The 18,773-nt window shown below is 66.6% G+C and carries 21 protein-coding genes and 1 tRNA gene; 10 read left to right on the top strand and 12 right to left on the bottom strand.

Features of this window, described 5'->3' with window-relative positions:
- Positions 1 to 110: 110 nt before the first annotated feature.
- Genes ACZYZ7_RS23425 through ACZYZ7_RS23415 form a run of 3 tightly spaced genes read right to left on the bottom strand, consistent with a single transcriptional unit; the run spans position 111 to position 2,422 of the window.
- Entirely contained in the window at positions 111 to 581 is a 471-nt protein-coding gene (locus ACZYZ7_RS23425) for a hypothetical protein (protein ID WP_463741930.1), read from the bottom strand.
- A gap of 45 nt (positions 582 to 626) precedes the next feature.
- Positions 627 to 1,688, bottom strand: a complete 1,062-nt coding sequence (locus ACZYZ7_RS23420; protein WP_463741929.1) for an esterase-like activity of phytase family protein — start codon at positions 1,686 to 1,688, stop codon at positions 627 to 629.
- Entirely contained in the window at positions 1,688 to 2,422 is a 735-nt protein-coding gene (locus ACZYZ7_RS23415) for a VIT1/CCC1 transporter family protein (protein WP_463741928.1), read from the bottom strand. The genes ACZYZ7_RS23420 and ACZYZ7_RS23415 overlap by 1 nt, the downstream gene beginning before the upstream one ends.
- 108 nt (positions 2,423 to 2,530) lie before the next feature.
- Here ACZYZ7_RS23415 and ACZYZ7_RS23410 point away from each other — a divergent pair, with 108 nt between their 5' ends.
- Positions 2,531 to 4,453 carry an acyl-CoA dehydrogenase family protein gene (locus ACZYZ7_RS23410; RefSeq protein ID WP_463741927.1) on the top strand — a complete coding sequence of 641 codons (1,923 nt, stop codon included), beginning with the start codon at positions 2,531 to 2,533 and terminating at the stop codon, positions 4,451 to 4,453.
- A 6-nt stretch (positions 4,454 to 4,459) separates the two neighbouring features.
- Here the strand turns inward: ACZYZ7_RS23410 and ACZYZ7_RS23405 are convergent, their stop codons facing one another.
- Positions 4,460 to 4,951: an LppP/LprE family lipoprotein gene (locus ACZYZ7_RS23405; protein ID WP_463741926.1), complete on the bottom strand. Its 492-nt coding sequence runs from the start codon at positions 4,949 to 4,951 to the stop codon at positions 4,460 to 4,462.
- A 135-nt stretch (positions 4,952 to 5,086) separates the two neighbouring features.
- Between ACZYZ7_RS23405 and ACZYZ7_RS23400 the strand changes: the two genes are divergently transcribed.
- A complete protein-coding gene (locus ACZYZ7_RS23400) occupies positions 5,087 to 5,401 on the top strand; it encodes a hypothetical protein (protein ID WP_135456123.1) in 315 nt (104 codons plus the stop codon).
- Positions 5,402 to 5,422: 21 nt separating this feature from the next.
- Here the strand turns inward: ACZYZ7_RS23400 and ACZYZ7_RS23395 are convergent.
- Positions 5,423 to 5,495 (bottom strand) — tRNA-Asn (locus ACZYZ7_RS23395).
- Positions 5,496 to 5,635: 140 nt separating this feature from the next.
- On the opposite strand from ACZYZ7_RS23395, the gene ACZYZ7_RS23390 reads away from it, so the two are divergent.
- Complete coding sequence (locus tag ACZYZ7_RS23390) at positions 5,636 to 5,899, top strand: hypothetical protein (RefSeq protein WP_135456124.1); 264 nt, start codon at positions 5,636 to 5,638, stop codon at positions 5,897 to 5,899.
- Between the two features lie 2 nt (positions 5,900 to 5,901).
- Here the strand turns inward: ACZYZ7_RS23390 and ACZYZ7_RS23385 are convergent, their stop codons facing one another.
- The gene (locus ACZYZ7_RS23385; RefSeq protein WP_463741925.1) at positions 5,902 to 6,195 is read right to left on the bottom strand and encodes a DUF7155 family protein; all 294 of its coding nucleotides are present in this window, start codon (positions 6,193 to 6,195) and stop codon (positions 5,902 to 5,904) included.
- 61 nt (positions 6,196 to 6,256) lie between these two features.
- On the bottom strand, positions 6,257 to 8,167 hold the full coding sequence (gene dnaG, locus ACZYZ7_RS23380; RefSeq protein ID WP_450072184.1) for a DNA primase: 1,911 nt from the start codon (positions 8,165 to 8,167) through the stop codon (positions 6,257 to 6,259).
- A 60-nt stretch (positions 8,168 to 8,227) separates the two neighbouring features.
- Between dnaG and ACZYZ7_RS23375 the strand changes: the two genes are divergently transcribed.
- Positions 8,228 to 9,367 (top strand): sensor domain-containing protein, encoded by a 1,140-nt coding sequence (locus ACZYZ7_RS23375; RefSeq protein ID WP_463741924.1) that lies wholly within the window; start codon positions 8,228 to 8,230, stop codon positions 9,365 to 9,367.
- Positions 9,368 to 9,401: 34 nt separating this feature from the next.
- Positions 9,402 to 10,370, top strand: coding sequence for a sensor domain-containing protein (locus ACZYZ7_RS23370; protein WP_463741923.1), 969 nt, complete (start codon positions 9,402 to 9,404; stop codon positions 10,368 to 10,370).
- A gap of 13 nt (positions 10,371 to 10,383) precedes the next feature.
- Here the strand turns inward: ACZYZ7_RS23370 and ACZYZ7_RS23365 are convergent, their stop codons facing one another.
- Positions 10,384 to 11,658: a deoxyguanosinetriphosphate triphosphohydrolase gene (locus tag ACZYZ7_RS23365; protein ID WP_135456133.1), complete on the bottom strand. Its 1,275-nt coding sequence runs from the start codon at positions 11,656 to 11,658 to the stop codon at positions 10,384 to 10,386.
- A 59-nt stretch (positions 11,659 to 11,717) separates the two neighbouring features.
- On the opposite strand from ACZYZ7_RS23365, the gene ACZYZ7_RS23360 reads away from it, so the two are divergent.
- The gene (locus ACZYZ7_RS23360) at positions 11,718 to 13,736 is read left to right on the top strand and encodes a TPM domain-containing protein (RefSeq protein WP_463741922.1); all 2,019 of its coding nucleotides are present in this window, start codon (positions 11,718 to 11,720) and stop codon (positions 13,734 to 13,736) included.
- Positions 13,737 to 13,777: 41 nt separating this feature from the next.
- Here ACZYZ7_RS23360 and ACZYZ7_RS23355 read toward each other — a convergent pair whose 3' ends face one another.
- A complete protein-coding gene (locus ACZYZ7_RS23355) occupies positions 13,778 to 14,230 on the bottom strand; it encodes a winged helix-turn-helix transcriptional regulator (RefSeq protein ID WP_463741921.1) in 453 nt (150 codons plus the stop codon).
- A gap of 115 nt (positions 14,231 to 14,345) precedes the next feature.
- Here ACZYZ7_RS23355 and ACZYZ7_RS23350 point away from each other — a divergent pair, with 115 nt between their 5' ends.
- A complete protein-coding gene (locus ACZYZ7_RS23350; RefSeq protein ID WP_450072180.1) occupies positions 14,346 to 15,029 on the top strand; it encodes an SDR family oxidoreductase in 684 nt (227 codons plus the stop codon).
- A 7-nt stretch (positions 15,030 to 15,036) separates the two neighbouring features.
- The gene (locus tag ACZYZ7_RS23345) at positions 15,037 to 15,558 is read left to right on the top strand and encodes a DUF302 domain-containing protein (RefSeq protein WP_463741920.1); all 522 of its coding nucleotides are present in this window, start codon (positions 15,037 to 15,039) and stop codon (positions 15,556 to 15,558) included.
- Between the two features lie 51 nt (positions 15,559 to 15,609).
- Here ACZYZ7_RS23345 and ACZYZ7_RS23340 read toward each other — a convergent pair whose 3' ends face one another.
- Positions 15,610 to 16,995 (bottom strand): glycine--tRNA ligase, encoded by a 1,386-nt coding sequence (locus tag ACZYZ7_RS23340; RefSeq protein ID WP_135456141.1) that lies wholly within the window; start codon positions 16,993 to 16,995, stop codon positions 15,610 to 15,612.
- Between the two features lie 97 nt (positions 16,996 to 17,092).
- Here ACZYZ7_RS23340 and ACZYZ7_RS23335 point away from each other — a divergent pair, with 97 nt between their 5' ends.
- Positions 17,093 to 17,461 carry an ArsR/SmtB family transcription factor gene (locus ACZYZ7_RS23335; RefSeq protein ID WP_450072177.1) on the top strand — a complete coding sequence of 123 codons (369 nt, stop codon included), beginning with the start codon at positions 17,093 to 17,095 and terminating at the stop codon, positions 17,459 to 17,461.
- On the top strand, positions 17,458 to 17,856 hold the full coding sequence (locus ACZYZ7_RS23330; RefSeq protein ID WP_463741919.1) for a Fur family transcriptional regulator: 399 nt from the start codon (positions 17,458 to 17,460) through the stop codon (positions 17,854 to 17,856). The genes ACZYZ7_RS23335 and ACZYZ7_RS23330 overlap by 4 nt, the downstream gene beginning before the upstream one ends.
- Before the next feature lie 75 nt (positions 17,857 to 17,931).
- On the opposite strand, the gene ACZYZ7_RS23325 is transcribed toward ACZYZ7_RS23330, so the two are convergent.
- Both ACZYZ7_RS23325 and ACZYZ7_RS23320 read right to left on the bottom strand, forming a co-directional pair.
- Entirely contained in the window at positions 17,932 to 18,330 is a 399-nt protein-coding gene (locus ACZYZ7_RS23325) for an NUDIX hydrolase (RefSeq protein WP_463741918.1), read from the bottom strand.
- Positions 18,327 to 18,773, bottom strand: coding sequence for a hypothetical protein (locus tag ACZYZ7_RS23320; RefSeq protein ID WP_135456147.1), 447 nt, complete (start codon positions 18,771 to 18,773; stop codon positions 18,327 to 18,329). Before ACZYZ7_RS23320 ends, ACZYZ7_RS23325 begins: the two co-directional genes overlap by 4 nt.

Raw genomic sequence — 18,773 nt, 5'->3', positions numbered from 1 at the left:
GACACCCCAGCCCAACGCCTCGCCACCCTCCTCAATCAAGCTGCGTAGCCACGTTGCACTAGCCACTTGACTTTGAGCGGCCCGAAACCGCCATGGCGCTACGCACGCGATCAGGTGTGCCGATGAGTCCAACGAACAGGGTGTCCGAGCGCCGCGCCGACCAGCGCCAGCTTGTCTTCGTCCATCGCGTACACCGGGTCTCGCGCCGCGACCGACCAGGACGCGAAGCCCTGGGGCGCGTCGTACACCAGATCGTTCAATGAAGTCCGAGTGCCACAACACGGCGTCGTCACATCCAGCGGCCAGAACCCCATGGCATCCGTCCACGCACGGTTCAACTGGGCAACCCACCACTCCATGTTCTTCGGGTTCTCGCCCACCAAAGTCCCGCATGCCGGGCAACCGATGGTTTCAAGGCACTCACCGGCGTCCTCCAACACCACCCGGCCGGGCCGGTTCACCTTGATCTCGATATCGCTTCCCATGAGCACCTCGAACACGGCACGCGCGGCGCCCTCGCGATCCAGGCTGGGAACCCATCGCGGATCGGTCGGAAACACGGCATACCATTCGACGCTCACGAAGCAATCTTCCCGCACACCCGAGGCGGGCCAGACCGCGAATTCTCACATCGCGAACAACAGGAACTGCGTCACCTGCGTGGGCGAGAAGTTGTCGTCGCTGACCGCGATCACCGATTGCCGACCGTCGGCAAGCTTGGGCCCCAACGTGATTCCCTCGATGTTGTCCAGCGGCGTCAGGCCTGGCGTGGTGGTCAGATCCGCCAGCAGCGTCTTGGTCATCTCGGTGGAGCCCTCGACGATGCCGGCCCGGTAGATCCGCACCGCCACGTGCGTCCCGAATCCACGCTCGATCACCAGAAAGCTGCTGTCGTCGAGCGCCACCAGATCCGACAATCCGTTGTCTCCGCCCGGCCCGGCGGTGACCGGGTCCAGCGGATAGGTGTACTGGCCGCTGACCGCCCCGGACTCCGCGTCGAAGCGGACGACCCGCGTCACCGCACCGTGCTGCTCATCCGGTGGCGGACCGTCGTCATAGCCGGGCCCCTCCATGGCCGCCCACAGATACCGTCCATCCGGTGTCAGGGTCAACCCTTCCAGCGTGCTGTTACGCCGCGGGCCGTGTTCGTCGGCCGACATCCGCAACCCGTCGGGCAACGCGAATTCGCCGAGAAAGCTACCGTCGAGGGCGGCGGTCCGCACCCACGGGTCCAGCAGGATCGGCGCACCCGGCCCCTCGACCCGCCGCTCCCCCTCGCTGGTCCAGTACAACCGTTGTCGGCGGGCATCGAAGGCGATGGCCTCGGGGTCGGGCGGCACCACGGGCGGCTGCACGTTGCTGTTCAACGGGCCGAACGGCTGTGCGTCGCGGTCCAGCCACGGATGGGTGGCGACGAACTCGACGTCACCGATACCGTTTTCCGACAACGTGATCCGCGCAGTGTAGAAGCGCGCCGGGCCCTTCGCGGAACGGTCGTCGCTGATGATGTAGTACAGGTCGTCGGCCGCGTCATAGCTGATCCCTGACAGTCCACCGATCACCGTGCCGTCCAGCACGGCGCCGGAAGCCACCTGACGCTGACCGAGGTAGTCGAGGCCGGGCGTGGCCTGGGCCGGCCCGCACGCCGACAACACCAGAGCGCCGGCCAGCAGGATTGGACGCAGCATCAGGTGATGACGGCACCGACCAGGATGCCGACGGCGTAGGTGGCCGCGATCGCAACCGCCCCGAACACCAATTGCCGCAGCCCCGCGATGGCCACCGGTTTACGGGTGAACCTCGCCGCCACGCCACCGGCGATCAACAGACCCACCCCACCGCAGGCCAGACCGGCCCACAACGATTCGAAGCCGAGCAGATACGGGATGAGCGGGACGATCGCACCGATCGCGAACAACACGAAGGACGAGCCGCCTGCCACCCACGGCGACGGCTTCTCCGTCGGGTGCACGCCCAATTCCTGCACGAGGTGAAAGTTCAAGGCCCGATTCTGGTCGCGATGGATTTCCTCACTGGCCTTCGTCGCCGTCTCGGCCGTCATCCCCATCTCCTGGAGCATGGCCACCAGTTCGGCCTGCTCTGCCTCGGGATTCTTGCGGAACGACCGCTGCTCAACCTTGACCTCGGAATCGACCTGCTCGTTGGACGTCGTCACCGAGGTGTATTCACCCAGTGCCATCGAGAAAGCACCCGCCAACAGCCCGGCTACACCGCTGAGCACCACAGTCTGAGCCGACGCGCTGGCCCCGACACCTGCGATCAACGCGGTATTGCTGACCAGACCGTCCATCGCGCCGAAGGTCGCCGCGCGCAGCCACCCACCGGTGACATCGGCATGCCGGTGATAGCTCACATGCGGCAACCCGGTGGGAGACAGTGACTTACCGACCGAATCCGGCATGGCGTCAGTCTTTCGCGCCGAGGTCGAGCTTGTCCAGGAAGGCTTGCCTTCCCAACAGATACCGGGTCAACCGTCCTATTACCGCCGCCGCACGCGTTACCGTCGGATATGACCTCCACTGCCGAGCATCTGCGAAACACGCTGGACGGCCGTTGGCGCGACGTCAAGAACGCCATGCGGACCACGTTGTCGGACGAGATCTTCCGGCCGCACTACACCCCCAACACTGCGATCGCCCGGGCCAAGGTGACCGAGCAGCTCAAGATCATGGCGGCGGCCGGCGCAGCCGAGGACGGCTTCCGTAAAGAACACGGCGGCAACGGCGACGTGGGCGCGGCCATCACGCGCATCGAGATGCTGGCCATGAGCGACCTGTCGCTCATGGTGAAGGCCGGGGTCCAATGGGGCCTGTTCGGCGGCGCCATCGAGAATCTGGGCACCGAGCGCCACCACAAGGCTTACGTGCGCCGGCTCATCGACCTGGACCTGCTGGGCTGTTTCGCGATGACCGAGACCGGTCACGGCAGCGATGTGCAGGCACTGGAGACCACCGCCACCTACGATCCGACGACCGAGGAATTCGTCATTCACTCCCCCACCCCCACCGCGCGCAAGGACTACATCGGCGGGGCCGCCGAAACCGCCCGGGTGTCAACTGTTTTCGCACAATTGATCACCCCGGACGGTGAAGGGCACGGCGTGCACTGCTTCGTGGTGCCCATCCGTGACGACGAGGGCAATGACCTGCCCGGTGTGACGACCTCGGACTGCCACTACAAGGGCGGCCTGCCCGGCGTCGACAACGGACGCATCGTGTTCGACCATGTGCGCGTCCCGCGGGAGAACCTGCTCAACCGCTATGCCGACGTCGCCCCCGACGGCACCTACAGCTCACCGATCGAGAACCCTGGCCGGCGGTTCTTCACCATGCTGGGCACCCTGATCCGGGGCCGGGTCACCGTCGCCGGCAGCGCCTCGGCCGCAGCTCGCGTGGCACTGGACATCGCCACCCGATATGCGTTGGAACGCAGGCAGTTCGAAGCCCCGAAGAGCAACCAGGAAGTCCTCATCATGGACTACCTGGTGCATCAGCGCCGGCTGCTTCCGTTGATCGCCAAGTCCTACGCGCTGCAGTTCGCCCAGAACGAACTGGTGGCCAAGTGCCATGAGTTGCAGACCTCCGACGATCCCGATGCCGAGGAGCAGCGCGAACTGGAGGCCCGCGCGGCCGGACTGAAAGCCGCCAACACCTGGCATGCCAGCCGCGCCATCCAGGAAGCGCGCGAAGCCTGCGGCGGCGCAGGCTATCTCGCGGAGAACCGGTTGATCGCCCTGCGCGCCGACACCGACGTGTTCACCACTTTCGAGGGCGACAACCACGTGCTCACCCAACTGGTGGCCAAAGAGCTGCTCACCGCCTACGCCGACGACATCAAAGGCATGAGCCCGGTCGAATGGGTCCGGTTCGCGGCCAACTACGCCGGTGAGCGGGTGCTGAAACGCACTGCCGCCGAGACCATCATCCAAACCGTCCTCGACACCCGCCAGGACAACGAGGAGGAGGGCAGCCTGTTCAACCGCGGTACCCAGGTCAAGATGTTCGAGGACCGCGAGGAATACATGCTGGCCTCGGTGGCCCGGCGACTGCAGGGCAAGGCCAAGGAGATATCGGCCTTCGACGCGTTCAACGCCGTCCAGGACCACGTGCTGCATGCCGCGCAGGCGCACATCGACCGCGTCATCCTGGAAGCGTTCGTCGCCGGCATCGACGCCTGCGAGGACGACACCGCACGCGAACTCCTCGACGATGTCTGCGATCTGTACGCGCTGTCGGCGATCGAGCAGGACAAGGCCTGGTTCATCGAGCACCGTTTCCTGTCCACCGAACGTGCCAAGGCCGTGACGCGCGGGATCAACGAACGGTGTCGCTCACTGCGCCCGCATGTCGAAACCCTCGTCGACGGGTTCGGCATCCCCGAGCAGTTGCGCTACGCGGCAATGCTCGACCCCGCCGAGCTGGTCAACGGCTGAGGCGTCTCAGGGCTTCGGAATCGGGTCGACGGCAACCAGTTTGCCGTCGTCCCCGATCCGGAACCGCACGGTGGCGATTCCGGTGGGCGAGGTGGGTGAGTCGTGGCCCTGCTGCCACTGGTAGTTCACCACCACGCTGTCGTCGGCGTTGGTGACCACGTTGATGTAGGGCCGCGGCTCCGGGGTGGCCGGGCCGATGGGCGTCTGCCGGTCGAAGAACAGCAGCTGCCCGGCGCTGTTGGGCTCGGGGTTGGTCTGGCCCACCTGGACCCAGTACAGCCGGCAATTGGTGGTGTGTCCGGAGCCGATCTGCGTCCACTGCCTGCCCGCTTCGGGAGCCGGCAGTTTCGCGATCTGGTCGGTGACCGTGTCGGCGCTGGGGCCGTCGGTCGGTGCGCAGGTATCGGGTTTCGGAGGCGGTGCGGATGACGGTTTCCAGCCGCAACCAACCGCGAGGAGACCGACGAAGGCGACGATGGCGATCAGCCGTGAGTGCACCCCCCAAGGGTAGCCAATCAGACCGGCTCAGCGAGTGGGCTGACGGCGGCGCGTCGATAGGCCACACTGTTTGCGATCTCACTCGTGATCGTCGAAGTACCACCGCTCACAACCACTGACCCCAAGGAGACACTGATGGCATGGTTCCTCGCCATGGAAGGCCCCGCCAACAAGGCCGTGCTGTACCAACTGCAGGAATCAGTCAACGTCCAACAGATAGCCGAGGAGATGTCCAGCGCCGCCACCCTCGATCGCGCGGTGCCCGTCCCTGCCGTGCTGGCGAACAACCGGCAACAGGTGACGGTGTACGTGCGGCCGGCGGCCTGGGGCGTGTGGACGTTCTATCAACTGTCCGAAGAGGAGCGGAAAGCTCTCGCGTCGGCGGCCAATCCACTTGTGGAGGCGCTTACCCAGGCGGCCCGTCAGGCTCAGACCCGGCCCCAGTCGTAAGGCTGGGGTTTGGAGAACTTGCTCCCCCGATTGGACTCGAACCAATAACCGCCCGATTAACAGTCGGGAGCTCTGCCAATTGAGCTACAGGGGACTACCTTCCGCGGAAGCCGCGGCCGAGCGTTGACTCTAGCGCATGGACCGCCGCCGCCGCCAATGCGCTCCCAGACGGGCGCGTCGGGGCGTCGGTGAGGCAGGATGGAGCACACAAAGTTGTCGTCTGGGAGGAACGCTGTGATCCGCTACGCCGCCGTTATCGCCGTCGGCTACGTGCTGGGCGCCAAGGCCGGGCGACGCCGCTATGAGCAGATCGCCAGTACCTATCGCGCGGTGACCGCCAATCCGGCCACCAAAGCGGTTCTGGACGCCGGCCGGCGCAAGGTCGCCAAACGGGTGTCGCCGGATCCGCAGTTCCTCACGCTGACCCCCATAGACGCAGAAACGTCGGTGTTCTCCACGAAGGAGAGCACCGACGGTTCAGCGAAATCTCGCTGGTAGAGCTAGCCGATCCCCTGGTTGATCGACGTGCCCGGCAGCAGCGGGCCGGTCACCACGCCGTTTTGCCCGACGCCGACCCACGGCGTGCCGATGTTGGCAGGCGTTCCGTTCGAGTAGGACAGGCACTTGCCGTCCTCCTTGTTCCCGAACCAGGCCAGGCAGGCCGGCTGGGCCGAGACCTCGGGGCCGGGAGTGGACGTTGCGAGGAACGCCGGGGTAGCCGCGGCCGCCCCTGCGACCAGCGCAAATGCGCCGACCGCGGCGTATCGCCGCGTCTTGGAGCTGAACAGTGTCACCGGGTTTGCCTCTTTCGCGTGTAGGGGCCCGACTGCCGTCACCCTATCGCGATGCGGGCAATCACGCAGTCAGGTCGTCGCCGCTGGCCTGTTCGAGCAGGCTGCGCCGGTAGGACTCCATGGCCACCAGGTCACCGAACAGGGCGTGATATTCGTCTCCCTGTTCCACCGGCGACATGCGTTGCAGCTTGGACTTCACCTCGGCGATCTGCCGGCCCACCCAGACTTCCTGGAGGCGGGCCAGCACGCTGCTGATGTATCGCGGCAGGTGCTCGTCGTCCTCGACGTTGATGGCCTCGACGCCCAGTTCGTTGACCAGGCTGGCCGCCGCCGGCGACGTGGTCTGCTCGCGGACGGCCTCGATCCACTGGGCCCCGGATTTGCCCGACGCCATGCCGCCGGCCGCCTCGATCGCCCCACGCACCGCGGCGTACGCGGGGTGGGTGAAGCTCTCGACGGTCAACGAATCGAACACCGGCCCGGCGATCGCCGGATACTGCAGCGCGGCTTTGAGCGCCTCGCGCTGCGGCCACAGTGTCGGATCGCTCGGGTCGGGGCGGCCGACGGGTGCCGGTACCGGGGTCTGCCCGGGTCTCGCCTGTTGCCGCGCGGGCTGACGCCGCGAATCCTTGCGGCCCCCGCTGGCTTCCTCCCGCACCCGGCCGATCACCTGGGCGACGTTGTCCCAGCCGACCCAGCCGGCCAGCTGACGGGCGTACTCGTCGCGCAGCGTCTGATCCTTGATCCGGGCCGCGATCGGCACGCAGCGCCGCAGCGCGGCCACCCGGCCCTCGGCACTGTCGAGGTCATGCTCGGTCAGTGCGCTGCGAATCACGAACTCGAACAACGGAGTTCGCCGCGCCACCAGATCGCGCACCGCGCCGTCGCCGGAGCGCAGCCGAAGATCGCACGGATCCATCCCGTCGGGAGCCACCGCCACGAACGACTGACCGGACAGGTTCTGCTCGCCCTCGAACGCTTTCACCGCGGCAGCCTGGCCGGCGGCGTCACCGTCGAACACGTAGATCAACTCGCCGCGGAAGAAGTTGTCGTCCATCATCAGCCGGCGCAGCATCGACAGGTGCTGCTCGCCGAACGCGGTGCCGCACGACGCCACCGCGGTCGTCACCCCGGCCATGTGCATGGCCATCACGTCGGTGTAGCCCTCGACCACGACGGCCTGATGCCCCTTGGCGATGTCGCGCTTGGCACGGTCAAGCCCGAACAACACCTGCGACTTCTTGTAGAGCACGGTCTCGGGGGTGTTGACGTACTTCGCCTGGTTCTGGTCGTCGTCGAACAACCGGCGCGCGCCGAAGCCGATGGTCTCGCCCGAGGACACGCGGATCGGCCACAGCAGACGACGATGGAACCGGTCCATCGGCCCGCGCTTGCCCTCCCGGCTCAGTCCGGCCGCCTCCAGCTCCTTGAACTCGAAACCCTTGCGTAGCAAGTGCTTTGTCAACGTGTCCCACCCCGACGGCGCGAACCCACACCCGAACTGGGCAGCCGCGGCGGCGTCGAAGTTGCGCTCGGTCAGGTACTTGCGCGCCTCGGCGGCTTCGTCTGAGGTCAGCGCCTCGGCATAGAACTCCTGGGCCGCGGCGTTGGCGGCCAGCAACCGGCTTCGGCTGCCCCGGTCGCGCTGGACATTGGTGGTCGACGAGCCGGTATAGGTGACGGTGTAGCCGACCCGGTCGGCCAGTAACTCGACCGCCTCGACGAAGCTCACGTGCTCGATCTTCTGGACGAAGGCGTACACGTCGCCGCCCTCGCCACAGCCGAAGCAGTGGAAGTGACCATGGTTCGGCCGCACGTGGAACGACGGAGACTTCTCGTCGTGGAACGGGCACAGGCCCTTCATCGAGTCGGCGCCGGCCCGCCTCAGCTGGACGTAGTCGCCGACGACATCTTCGATTCGGACTTTTTCACGGATGGCCGCGATATCGCGATCTGAAATCCGGCCGGCCACCGGCCTAGTCTATGCGTGCGTGAAAGTCGCGCTGCACAGGTTTGCCTGAGGGAGGCGTCGGTGAGCTTTGGGGGATATGGCGGACCGTCGTCGGATCCATTCGGCGGGCAGCCGTTCGGTGGACAGCCGTTCGGTGGGCAGCCGTCAGGTGGGCAGCCGTCAGGTGGGTGGGCGGGGCCCCAGTCGGGGCCACCTAACTATCAGGTTCCGCCGCCACCGTCGGAGGAGACCAACCCGCTGGCGACGCTGTCGATCGTCTTCGCGTTCGTCTTCGCTCCCGCCGGGGCCGTGCTCGGCCATATTGCGCTTTCACAGATCAAGCGTCTTCATCAGAAGGGCCGCGACCGCGCAATCATCGGGCTGGTCCTGTCGTACTTCATGATCCTGATGCTTGTGATCGGACTGGTGGTGTGGGCCGCGCTGCCCTCGGACACGCCGACGCCGGCCATCGCCAACCCGCCGACCACCTCATCGTCGAGCAGCTCTCCCACCACGGGAGCCACGACCACCACCACTTCGCCACCCACGACCGCGAAACCCAACGTCGTGGCGATGCCGATCACCGGCGCCAACTTCACCGACGTCCTGCTCAACGGCGGCGCCTTGACCACACTGCTCAATCAGAAGTTCGAGGCAGCCGCCAAGGATCGCCAGGTCGGATCGCTCGACACGATGCCCAATGGTTTGGCCAACGAATCCGCAGCCTCACCTCACGAATGCGTTGGTGCCACCAGGGTGGCCCAACGCAGCGTCTTCCAAGGCACCGGCGTCCAGCATTTTGCCTCGGAGAACTGGTGGACCGCCGCTTCCGGACCGGTGATGAAGGTGGAAGAAGCTGTCGTCGTGTACGCCTCCCCCGCCGAGGCGCAAGCAGCGTTCACCGCATTCACCAACCAGTGGCAAGCATGCGAGGGCCGCACCATGACGGTGCTGGCCGGTCAGGCCTCCGACGGCAGCAACTACATCACGACCGCCAACAACGTGCGGGTCACCGATTCGGTTCTCTCCGCCGCACTGGCGTCCGACCGCTCCAGCGGCGGATGGGCCCGTGCCAGCGCACACGCGCTCGGGGTCAAGGGAAACTGCCTCGTCGACGTCGAGGTGGGTTTCTACGGCGTCGCTCCGGGGCAGGACCCGGCGTCGGGTATGAACAACTCAGGAATCGACGTCGCCAAGGCCATGATGGCCCGCATCGCCTGACCGCCGGCCGCGGCTGCCCCAGTAGGATCACGCGATGAGTTACGGGGGATTCGGCGGTCCACACGATCCGTTCGGACAACAGCCAATGGCTGTGCCACCGGTCATTTCGGCGCCCACGCCACCTCCGCCGCAAGCCGAGACCAACACGCTCGCGACTCTGTCGATCGTGTTCGCCTTCATCTTTGCCCCGGCCGGTGCGGTGCTCGGTCATCTGGCGCTCTCCGAGATCAAGAAGCGTCCGCAGAATGGCCGGAGCCGGGCCATCGTCGGTCTCACGCTGTCGTACGTCATCATCCTCGTCGCCGTCGTGGCACTCGTCGTGTGGCTGACCGTTCCCTCGTCGGGCTCGCCGTCACGGGCCGCGCTGCCGGCCGGACCGACCGACCAGCAGTCCGTCCAGCAGTTCCTGCTGACCAAACCCGAGGTCGACCGGGCGATGCAATCGGACTATCAGCTGATGAGCGCCCTGACGGACAGCAATGGTGGTCTGCGCCGGGCCAACGTCACCTCGGACGCACCGGAGTGCGCCGGCGTGCCCTTTGCCGCACAAAAATCGAGCTACGAATCCGCACAGGAGAAGGCTTTCGCCGGCTCGGTGTGGCGGTGGGGACCCAAGATGGGCCCCGCGATGTTCGTGATTCAGAACGTCATCGCGTTGCCCGATGTCGCGTCGGCTCAAACGTTGTTCGATGAGTTCTCCGAAATCTGGAAGCGCTGCGAGGGCAAGACAGTGAACGAGTCGGTGTCCGACCCGAAGCTGAACTCGACCCGCACCATCAACGAGGTGCGGGCCACCCCGGAGACACTGGTGGCGTTCATCGACAACGAAAACAATCTCGATCACACGGTCGACAGCTACAAGCGCGTGACACGTGCGATCGGTCTGCACCGCAACTATCTCGTCGACCTCGAAATCCGCGGCTGGCGCGACAAGGAAACTGAACAGACGGTTGACGACCGCACGACGGCCGTGTTGGACGCGAGCATCGACAAGATCGGCTGATCCAGCCGTCCGCTCAGCCCAACGGCCGGGGCGAGCGCGCCTCGTGCACGCGTTCCAAGCGGCTCTCGGTGTAGGACGCAATCTGATCGACCACCACGCGCAGCCGGGCACCATCGTCGGCCGCGAGGTCGAACTCGGGAGCGAACTGCGGGTCGAGACTCCCCGGGGCCTGTGCCCACAGCGCCAGGGCGACTTCGTGGACGAGGGTGCGTTGATCGGCCTGGATCTGCAGATGCCGGTGATCGGACATGATGAACTGCAGCGCAAGCATCTTGAGCAGCACCACCTCGGCACGCACCAGCGGCGGCACCGAAAGCTCGGCGTCGAACCGCCGCAGCGGCCCGGCGCCGGCGACTGCCCGGGTCTGGCTGATCGCCGCGTTGGCAAAGCGCCCGACGAGTTCACTGGTCAGGGTCTTCAACGCGACCGAGGAAGCCAGGGTTCCGTCGTAGCGCCCTACCGCGGCCACCACCGGCACCTGCGACAACCGCTCGGCGGCGGCCAACAGATCATCGTGGGTGACGCTGGGAAAGGACCTGGCGCCCAGATCCGCCAGCGAGGCGGCAGCGTCGTGATCGCCGAGCACCCGCAGGTCGATGCGCCCGGAGATCACCCCGTCCTCGACGTCGTGCACCGAATAGGCGACGTCGTCGGCCCAGTCCATCACCTGGGCCTCCAGGCACGGCCGTTCGGCAGGCGCACCGGCTCGCACCCAGGCCGCAGCCTCGGCGTCGTCGTCGTAGAAGCCGTACTTCTTCCGCGTGCCGAAGCTGGGCCACGGATACTTGGCCACCGCGTCCAGCGCGGCCCTGGTCAGGTTGAGCCCAGCCGAACGCCCATCGGCATCAAGAACTTTGGGCTCCAGCCGGGTGAGGATCCGGAAGTTCTGGGCGTTGCCCTCGAACCCGCCGAACGGTTTGGCGATCTCGTCGAGGGCCCGCTCGCCGTTGTGCCCGTACGGCGGATGCCCGATGTCGTGGGCCAGCCCGGCCAGATCCACCAGGTCGGGATCGCAGCCGAGGCCGATCGCCATGCCGCGCCCGATCTGAGCCACCTCGAGTGAATGGGTGAGCCGAGTGCGTGGGGTGTCACCATGCCGCGGGCCGACCACCTGGGTCTTGTCGGCGAGCCGCCGCAGCGCGGCGCTGTGCAACACGCGAGCCCGATCGCGAGCGAAGTCGGTTCGATGCTCGGTGTCGGTTCCGGGCAGCACAGCACCCTTGGGCGCCTCGACCACCAGACGTTGCCGGTCGAAGTCGTCATACCAGGACTGCGTATCCGCGTTCACCGACGCACAGTCTGCCAGGAAGCAACGCGGCAACCCCGCAGCGCATTAGATTGACGGTCATGCGTATCGCCCGTCTGCTGTCCATGCTGCTCGCGATCCTGATGACCGGACTCCTGGTCGCCCCCGGCGCCGCCGCCGAGCCGCCTCTGCGGCTGGCAACCCAACTCACCGACAACGCCGGGGTGTTGTCGGCCGCCCAGCGCGGCAACGTGCAGCGCGCGATCGACCGGCTCTACGACGACCGCCACATCAAGCTATGGGTGGTCTTCGTCGACGATTTCGCCCGGCAGAACCCGGTCGGCTGGGCGCAGAACACCATGCAGCTGAGCGATTTCGGTGACGACGACGCGCTACTGGCGGTCGCCACGGTGGACCGGGCGTTCGCGTTCCAGGTGCCCGACACCATCACCACTTCGGCACGCGCCGACGACATCCGGCGTAACAGCGTCACCCCGGCCCTGCGCCGAGACGACTGGGCGGGGGCAGCGATCGCCGCGGCCAACGGGCTGAACTCCGAACCCGAATCCCCCGCCACACCCGGCGTGTCGTGGCCCGGCATGCTGATCGCCCTCGGCGTGGTGTTGGTGCTGGCCGGGTTGCTGTGGTGGTGGTCGCGCCGCCGCCGGGCCAAGCGACGCCACGCCGAGTTCGAGGCCGCCAAGCGGGTCGATCCGACCGACGCCAACGCGTTGACCGCGGTGCCGCTGGAGGCGCTCGACGAGCTGTCCCGCTCGATCGTGGTCGACGTCGACAACGCGGTCCGCACCAGTGAGGCCGAGCTCGAACTGGCCGTCGAGGAATTCGGCGCCAATCGAACCGAACCGTTCAGCGCGGCCCTGGAAAATGCGAAAAAGGCTCTGGCCCAAGCCTTCAACGTGCGGCAGACCCTCGACGACGATGCACCCGAGACACCCCTGCAACAGCGTCAGCTGTTGACGCAGGTGGTGGTGTCGGCAGCCAGGGCGGACCGCGAGCTGGACACCCAGAGCCAGGCCTTCGAGCAGCTGCGGGATCTGGTGATCAACGCCCCGGCCCGACTCGACACCATGACCCAGCAGATGGTCGATCTCACCGCCCGCATCGACCCGGCCCGCCAGACCTTGGACAACCTGCACACCCAGTTCGATGCGACCGCCCTGAGTTCGGTGGCGGCCAACGTGGACACTGCCAAGGAGCGACTGGCGTTCGCCGATCGCAGCATCACCACAGCCCGCAGCCTGGTGTCTCGGCCTGCCACCGATCAGACCGCACTGGTGGACGCGGTGCGGTCGGCCGAGTCCGCGCTCGATCAGACCCGCACCCTGCTCGACGCCGTGGACAGCGCGTCCTCCGACATCAACCGGGCCCTGGCCGGCCTGCCCGCGGCGATCGCCGACATCACCAATGGCATCAGTCAAGCCACCGCTCTGCTCAACGAAGCGTCGACGCCTCAACAGGACGCCCTCACCAAAGCCCGTGACGCCGCCGCCAAGGCGGCCGACGAAGCCCGCTCGGCGGGCGACGCCGATCCGCTGGGCACATTCACCCGGTTGACCAAGGCCGATGCCGACCTGGATCAGTTACTGGCCAGCGTGCATGCACAGCAGGAGGCCACCGAGCGGCTCGCCCGGGCTCTCGAGCAGGCGCTGTTCACCGCCCAGTCGCGGATCAAGGCGGTGTCGGACTTCATCGAGACCCGTCGCGGCAGTATCGGTCCGGAGGCCCGCACCCGACTGGCCGAGGCGCAGCGGCAGCTTGAGGCCGCCGAGGCCAAGCGGGCCGAGAATCCGAATGAGGCGGTGGCGCACGCGAATGGGGCGTCGACGCTGGCCGCGCAGGCACAGGGCCTCGCCAACGATGACGTCCGCGCCGCGCAGCGGTCCTACACCTCGCAGTACGGCGGAGGTGGCGGGTCCGATATGGGTGCAGTGCTCGGCGGCATCCTCATCGGCAATGTCCTGCGCGGCGGCGGTGGCGGTTTCGGCGGCGGCTTCGGTGGAGGTTACGGCGGGGGCCGCAGCATGGGCCGTCCGACGTCCTACGGCGGCTCGTCGCATTCGTCGGGCCGCAGCTACGGCGGCGGTGGCGGCCGCTTCTAGTTCGACCCTGCTCGGCAGGAAGGCTCAGGCGGTAGCGCTCGCTAATCGACTCGGGTCCCGGTGAGAGTGACCTGCCCGGCCGGCACCGCGGTGCCGTCAGCGCGGCGGAATCCGATCCGGGTGAGTTCCCCGGTGCCCGTTTCGACGAACCGGTAACCGCTGCTGTGCGGCCGGGCGAGATGTTCGTGACCCCACTGGCCCATGGCCGCCAGAACGGGTACCAGGTCGTGTCCGGCATCGGTGAGAACATAGCGGCTACGGGTGCGATCGCCCGGCTCCCGGTAGTCGACGACATCGAGGATGCCGGCTGCCACCAATTCGGACAGCCGCGTGCTGAGCACGTCGGAAGCCACACCCAGATGTTCGCGGAACTCGGAGAACCGGGACCGGCCCAACAGCGCCTCGCGAATGATCAGGATGGACCACCGCTGCCCCAGCACCGACATCGTGCGGGCGATCGGGCAGGCGGCGTCGGACCACGGTTCTGCGCGCATCCTCACATCATAGCTGGATTGGGAATTCAAACTCAGGCTGCTGCGTTGGCAGACGTGACACCCGGAAGGCCATCGGAGTCGGCCGAGGTCACCGCTCGAATCAAAGGAGTTCGACATGGCAGTAACGGGAACACCGGTCGCGGGTGCAACAGTCGTCGTGACCGGCGGCCAGCGGGGATTGGGCAAGTCGATCGTGGATGAACTTCTGGCGCGCGGGGCCGCCAAGGTGTACTCCACCAGCCGGCGTCCCGACACCGCAGCCGACCCTCGCGTGGTGGTCATTCAAGCCGACGTCACCAAACCCGACGAAGTCGCCCGACTGGCCGAGGTCGCCGCCGACGCCACCATCGTCGTCAACAACGCCGGCGTGCTCGGCGGCCGGTCATTGGCGGCCGACGACCTCGACGAAATTCGGTCAGTACTGGAGACCAACTTCTTCGGCGCGCTACGGGTGACCAGAGCCTTCGCGCCGCGCTTGGCCGGGCGCAACAGCGCGATCGTCAACATCGCATCGGTGCTGTCGTGGCTCCCCGGCTACGGTGCCTACGGCGTCTCAAAAGCAGCCCTGTGGTCGGCGAACAACTCTCTGCGACTGGAACTTCGAGAGCAGGGCACTGATGTGATCGGCGTATATCTCGGCTACACCGATACCTCGATGACCGCCGATCTCGATGTCCCCAAGAACGATCCAGCCGACGTCGCCCGCCAGATCGTCGACGGGATCGTCTCCGGCACACCGGAAGTACTCGCCGACGAACTGACCCGCCAGGTGCACGCGCCCCTGTTCCAGGCCTCGTGACGCCACGATGACGCGGCACAGCGGCACCGTCGACCACCCCAACCGCCGGCTGCTGGTGGCGCTACCCGACAGCTATGAGCAGGCCCGTGAGCGTTACGAAACCCTGGTGCCCGCCTACGATGGCGCAGCATTCGCGGCCGCTTCGAACTGGGACGAGGTACTCGCCATCGCCAAAGTCCAGGCCCCACATGGGTTTCTGCGCTATTTCGGCTTCGACATCGCCCCGAGCATGGCCGGGTCCGGATCCAACGGGCGGGCCACCCAGTATCTGATGGGCAATCACACGATCGCCGAACGCATGTTCCGCCACGATCCCGGCGTCATGTTGCACGCGCCGTTGCGCACGCTGCTCTACGCCAGCCCGGACGGCACCGTGCTCGCCGTCGACCAACCCAGCCTGCTGTTCACCAGCTACGGCAACCCGGCGATCACCGCGGTCGGCGCCGAACTCGATGCCCTACTGGCGACGCTGATCGGCCTGCTCGACGGTGATGTACCCGCACCACTGCTGGGAGAACCCCAACCGTGACGACCATCGCCGCCGCGGTCGACGTCCGCCCCTGAACGGCGCGCGGGAAAACTACGCGCCCTTGAGCCGCACGGCCAGGTAGTCCGACACCTTGTCCAGGGCGATGCGCTCCTGAGTCATGGCGTCGCGCTCGCGGATGGTGACCGCGTTGTCCTCCAGCGTGTCGAAATCGACTGTCACGCAATACGGCGTGCCGATCTCGTCCTGACGGCGGTAGCGCCGGCCGATGGCACCGGCGTCGTCGAACTCGACGTTCCAGTTCTTGCGCAGCTCGGCGGCCAGGTCGCGGGCCTTGGGTGACAGGTCGGCATTGCGCGACAGCGGCAACACCGCAGCCTTGACCGGGGCCAGGCGCGGGTCGAGCTTGAGCACGGTGCGCTTGTCCACACCGCCCTTGGCATTGGGCGCCTCGTCCTCAGTGTAGGAGTCGACCAGAAACGCCATGAGCGACCGGGTCAGGCCGGCTGCGGGCTCGATCACGTACGGCACGTAGCGGGTGTCGGCACCCTGATCGTAGAAGGACAGATCGACACCGGAATGCTCTGCGTGCGTGGACAAGTCGAAGTTGGTCCGGTTGGCGATGCCTTCCAGCTCACCCCACGGGTTGCCGGCGAAACCGAACTTGTACTCGATATCGACCGTGCCATCGGAGTAGTGCGACAGCTTCTCCTTGGGATGGTCGTACAGACGCAGGTTATCCCGGTTGATGCCGAGGTCGACGTACCACTGCAGCCGGGTCTCGATCCAGTACTTGTGCCACTCGCCCGCGGTGGAGGGCTCGACGAAGAACTCCATCTCCATCTGCTCGAACTCGCGGGTACGGAAGATGAAGTTGCCCGGCGTGATCTCGTTGCGGAAGCTCTTGCCGATCTGGCCGATGCCGAACGGCGGCTTCTTACGCGAAGTGGTCACCACGTTGGCGAAGTTGACGAAGATGCCCTGCGCGGTCTCCGGGCGCAGGTAGTGCATGCCTTCCTCCGACTCGATCGGGCCGAGGTAGGTCTTGAGCATCATGTTGAAATCACGCGGCTCGGTCCACTGACCCTTGGTGCCGCAGTCGGGGCAGACGATCTCGTCCATCGACACCGAATCCGGGTCATCCAGACCCTTCTTCAGGGCGTAAGCCTCCTGCATGTGGTCCTGTCGATGCCGCTTGTGGCAGTTCAGGCACTCCACCAGCGGATCATTGAAGACGTCGACGTGACCGGAGGCCACCCACACCTGGCGGGGCAGGATGATCGCACTGTCCAGGCCGACGACGTCGTCGCGGCCGGTGACCATGGACTTCCACCACTGCCGCTTGATGTTCTCCTTGAGCTCGACACCGAGCGGCCCGTAATCCCATGCGGACTTGGTGCCGCCGTAGATCTCACCGGACTGGTAGACCAGGCCACGGCGTTTCGCCAGGTTCGCAACGGTATCGATGATGGATGCCACGGTGCATCAGCGTAGCGACCAGCCCGCCGCCAGCGATAATCCGCCGTGGTCACCGGGCCGGTTGACATGCAATATCGCGCATGTATTGTGACCCGTAATGGAAACGATTTCCAATATCAATGCGAATCAACACGACGACGCGCACGAGCACAGCGCAACGCCGGCGTCGGAATTGCCGTCGCGGGAGGTCCTCGACACCGCAGGCGAACTGCTGCGGGCGCTCGCCGCCCCGCTGCGGATCGCCATCGTCCTGCAGCTGCAACAGTCCCAACGGTGCGTGCACGAACTGGTCGACGCACTCGCCGTGCCGCAACCGCTGGTGAGCCAGCACCTGCGGATACTCAAGCAGGCCGGGGTGGTGGCCAGCGAGCGCGCGGGGCGTGAGGTGCTCTACCACCTCGTCGACCATCATCTGGCCCACATCGTCGCCGATGCTGTCGCGCACGCCAGTGAGGAACCGCGGTGACGGGCGCAGTCCGGTCCACCCGGCAGCGTGCAGCGATCGCCGACCTGCTCAACGAGACCGAAGGGTTCCGCTCAGCGCAGGAGCTGCACGACGAGCTGCGCCGGCGAGGTCAGGGCATCGGGCTGACCACGGTGTACCGCACCCTGCAGGCCATGGCCGCCACCGGCAGCGTCGATACGTTGCGCACCGACACCGGTGAATCGGTCTACCGGCGCTGCTCGGAGGACCATCACCACCATCTGGTGTGCCGGGCCTGCGGCGCGACCGTCGAGATCTCGGGCGGCCACGTCGAGGCATGGGCCGCCGATGTGGCCCGCGAGCACGGTTTTTCCGACGTCAGCCACACGATCGAGATCTTCGGGATGTGTCGCGGCTGCGGCGACGGAGTCAGCTGACTTGATTTCCGCGTATGAAGCGTGGTGGCGGTCCCAGTGCCGATTTTCCGCCATAGCGCTTCACACGTGGGGACGCTAAGCCCGATCGCGTGCCAGGGTCAGCACGGGGTCGCGGGTCAACGGGGCAAGCTCGATGTCACCGGGCGTGCGCAGGTCGATCCACGTCATCTCGGCGATCTCGGCCTGCGGCCGCGGTTCACCGTCGAGGCTGATCAGGTAGAGCCACGCATCGACGGTGTAGCCGGGTTCATTGGCGGCGGGTGCGGTGAAGTGGCCGAGTTCTTCGGCCGCCGAAACATCAAAACCGACCCCGAGCTCCTCACGAACCTCCCGGGACAGCGCCTCGATCGGCTGCTCCCCCGGCTCGATCTTGCCGCCCGGCTGCATGAACGCCGTCGTGCCCCGCTTGCGGACCACGAGTAGCCGGTTGTCCTCACCGAGCACCACTGCCGCGACGATGCGAATGACCGTCACGACATCAGGTCCCGACGCACGTCGGCGCCGGTGGCCAGAACCATGAGGATCAGCGTGCGCAGCGCGTCGTCGGTGAGACCGGCCGCCGGGAAGTTGTAGCGCAGCATCACGTCGGCGACCTTCTTGGCCGGCCGCTTGCGCGTAGCGCCCTTGGGCGTCGCACCGTTGGTGGGCGTCTCGACCAATTTCTCCACCAACACCACCGTGCCCAGCATGGTCTTGCTGGCATGCTCGGACACCCGTTCGCGAATCTTGTTGTTCAGCGGGAGATCCCAGGCCAACGGCTGGGTCAGCGAGACCATCTCCAGGTCCTCGGCGATGGCCACCACCCGCACCGAGGCAACCGAACCGTCGACCGTCACGGTCAGCGCGTCGTCGTCTTCCTCGACGACGGTCATCACCTCGCCGAGTGCCGAGGACAACCGCTGCAGCAGGCTCGGCAT

It is taken from the genome of Mycobacterium sp. IDUB_17 (assembly GCF_055419465.1).
The sequence above is the reverse complement of the archived record's forward strand: the minus strand, read 5'-3'. Positions and strand labels throughout refer to the sequence as shown.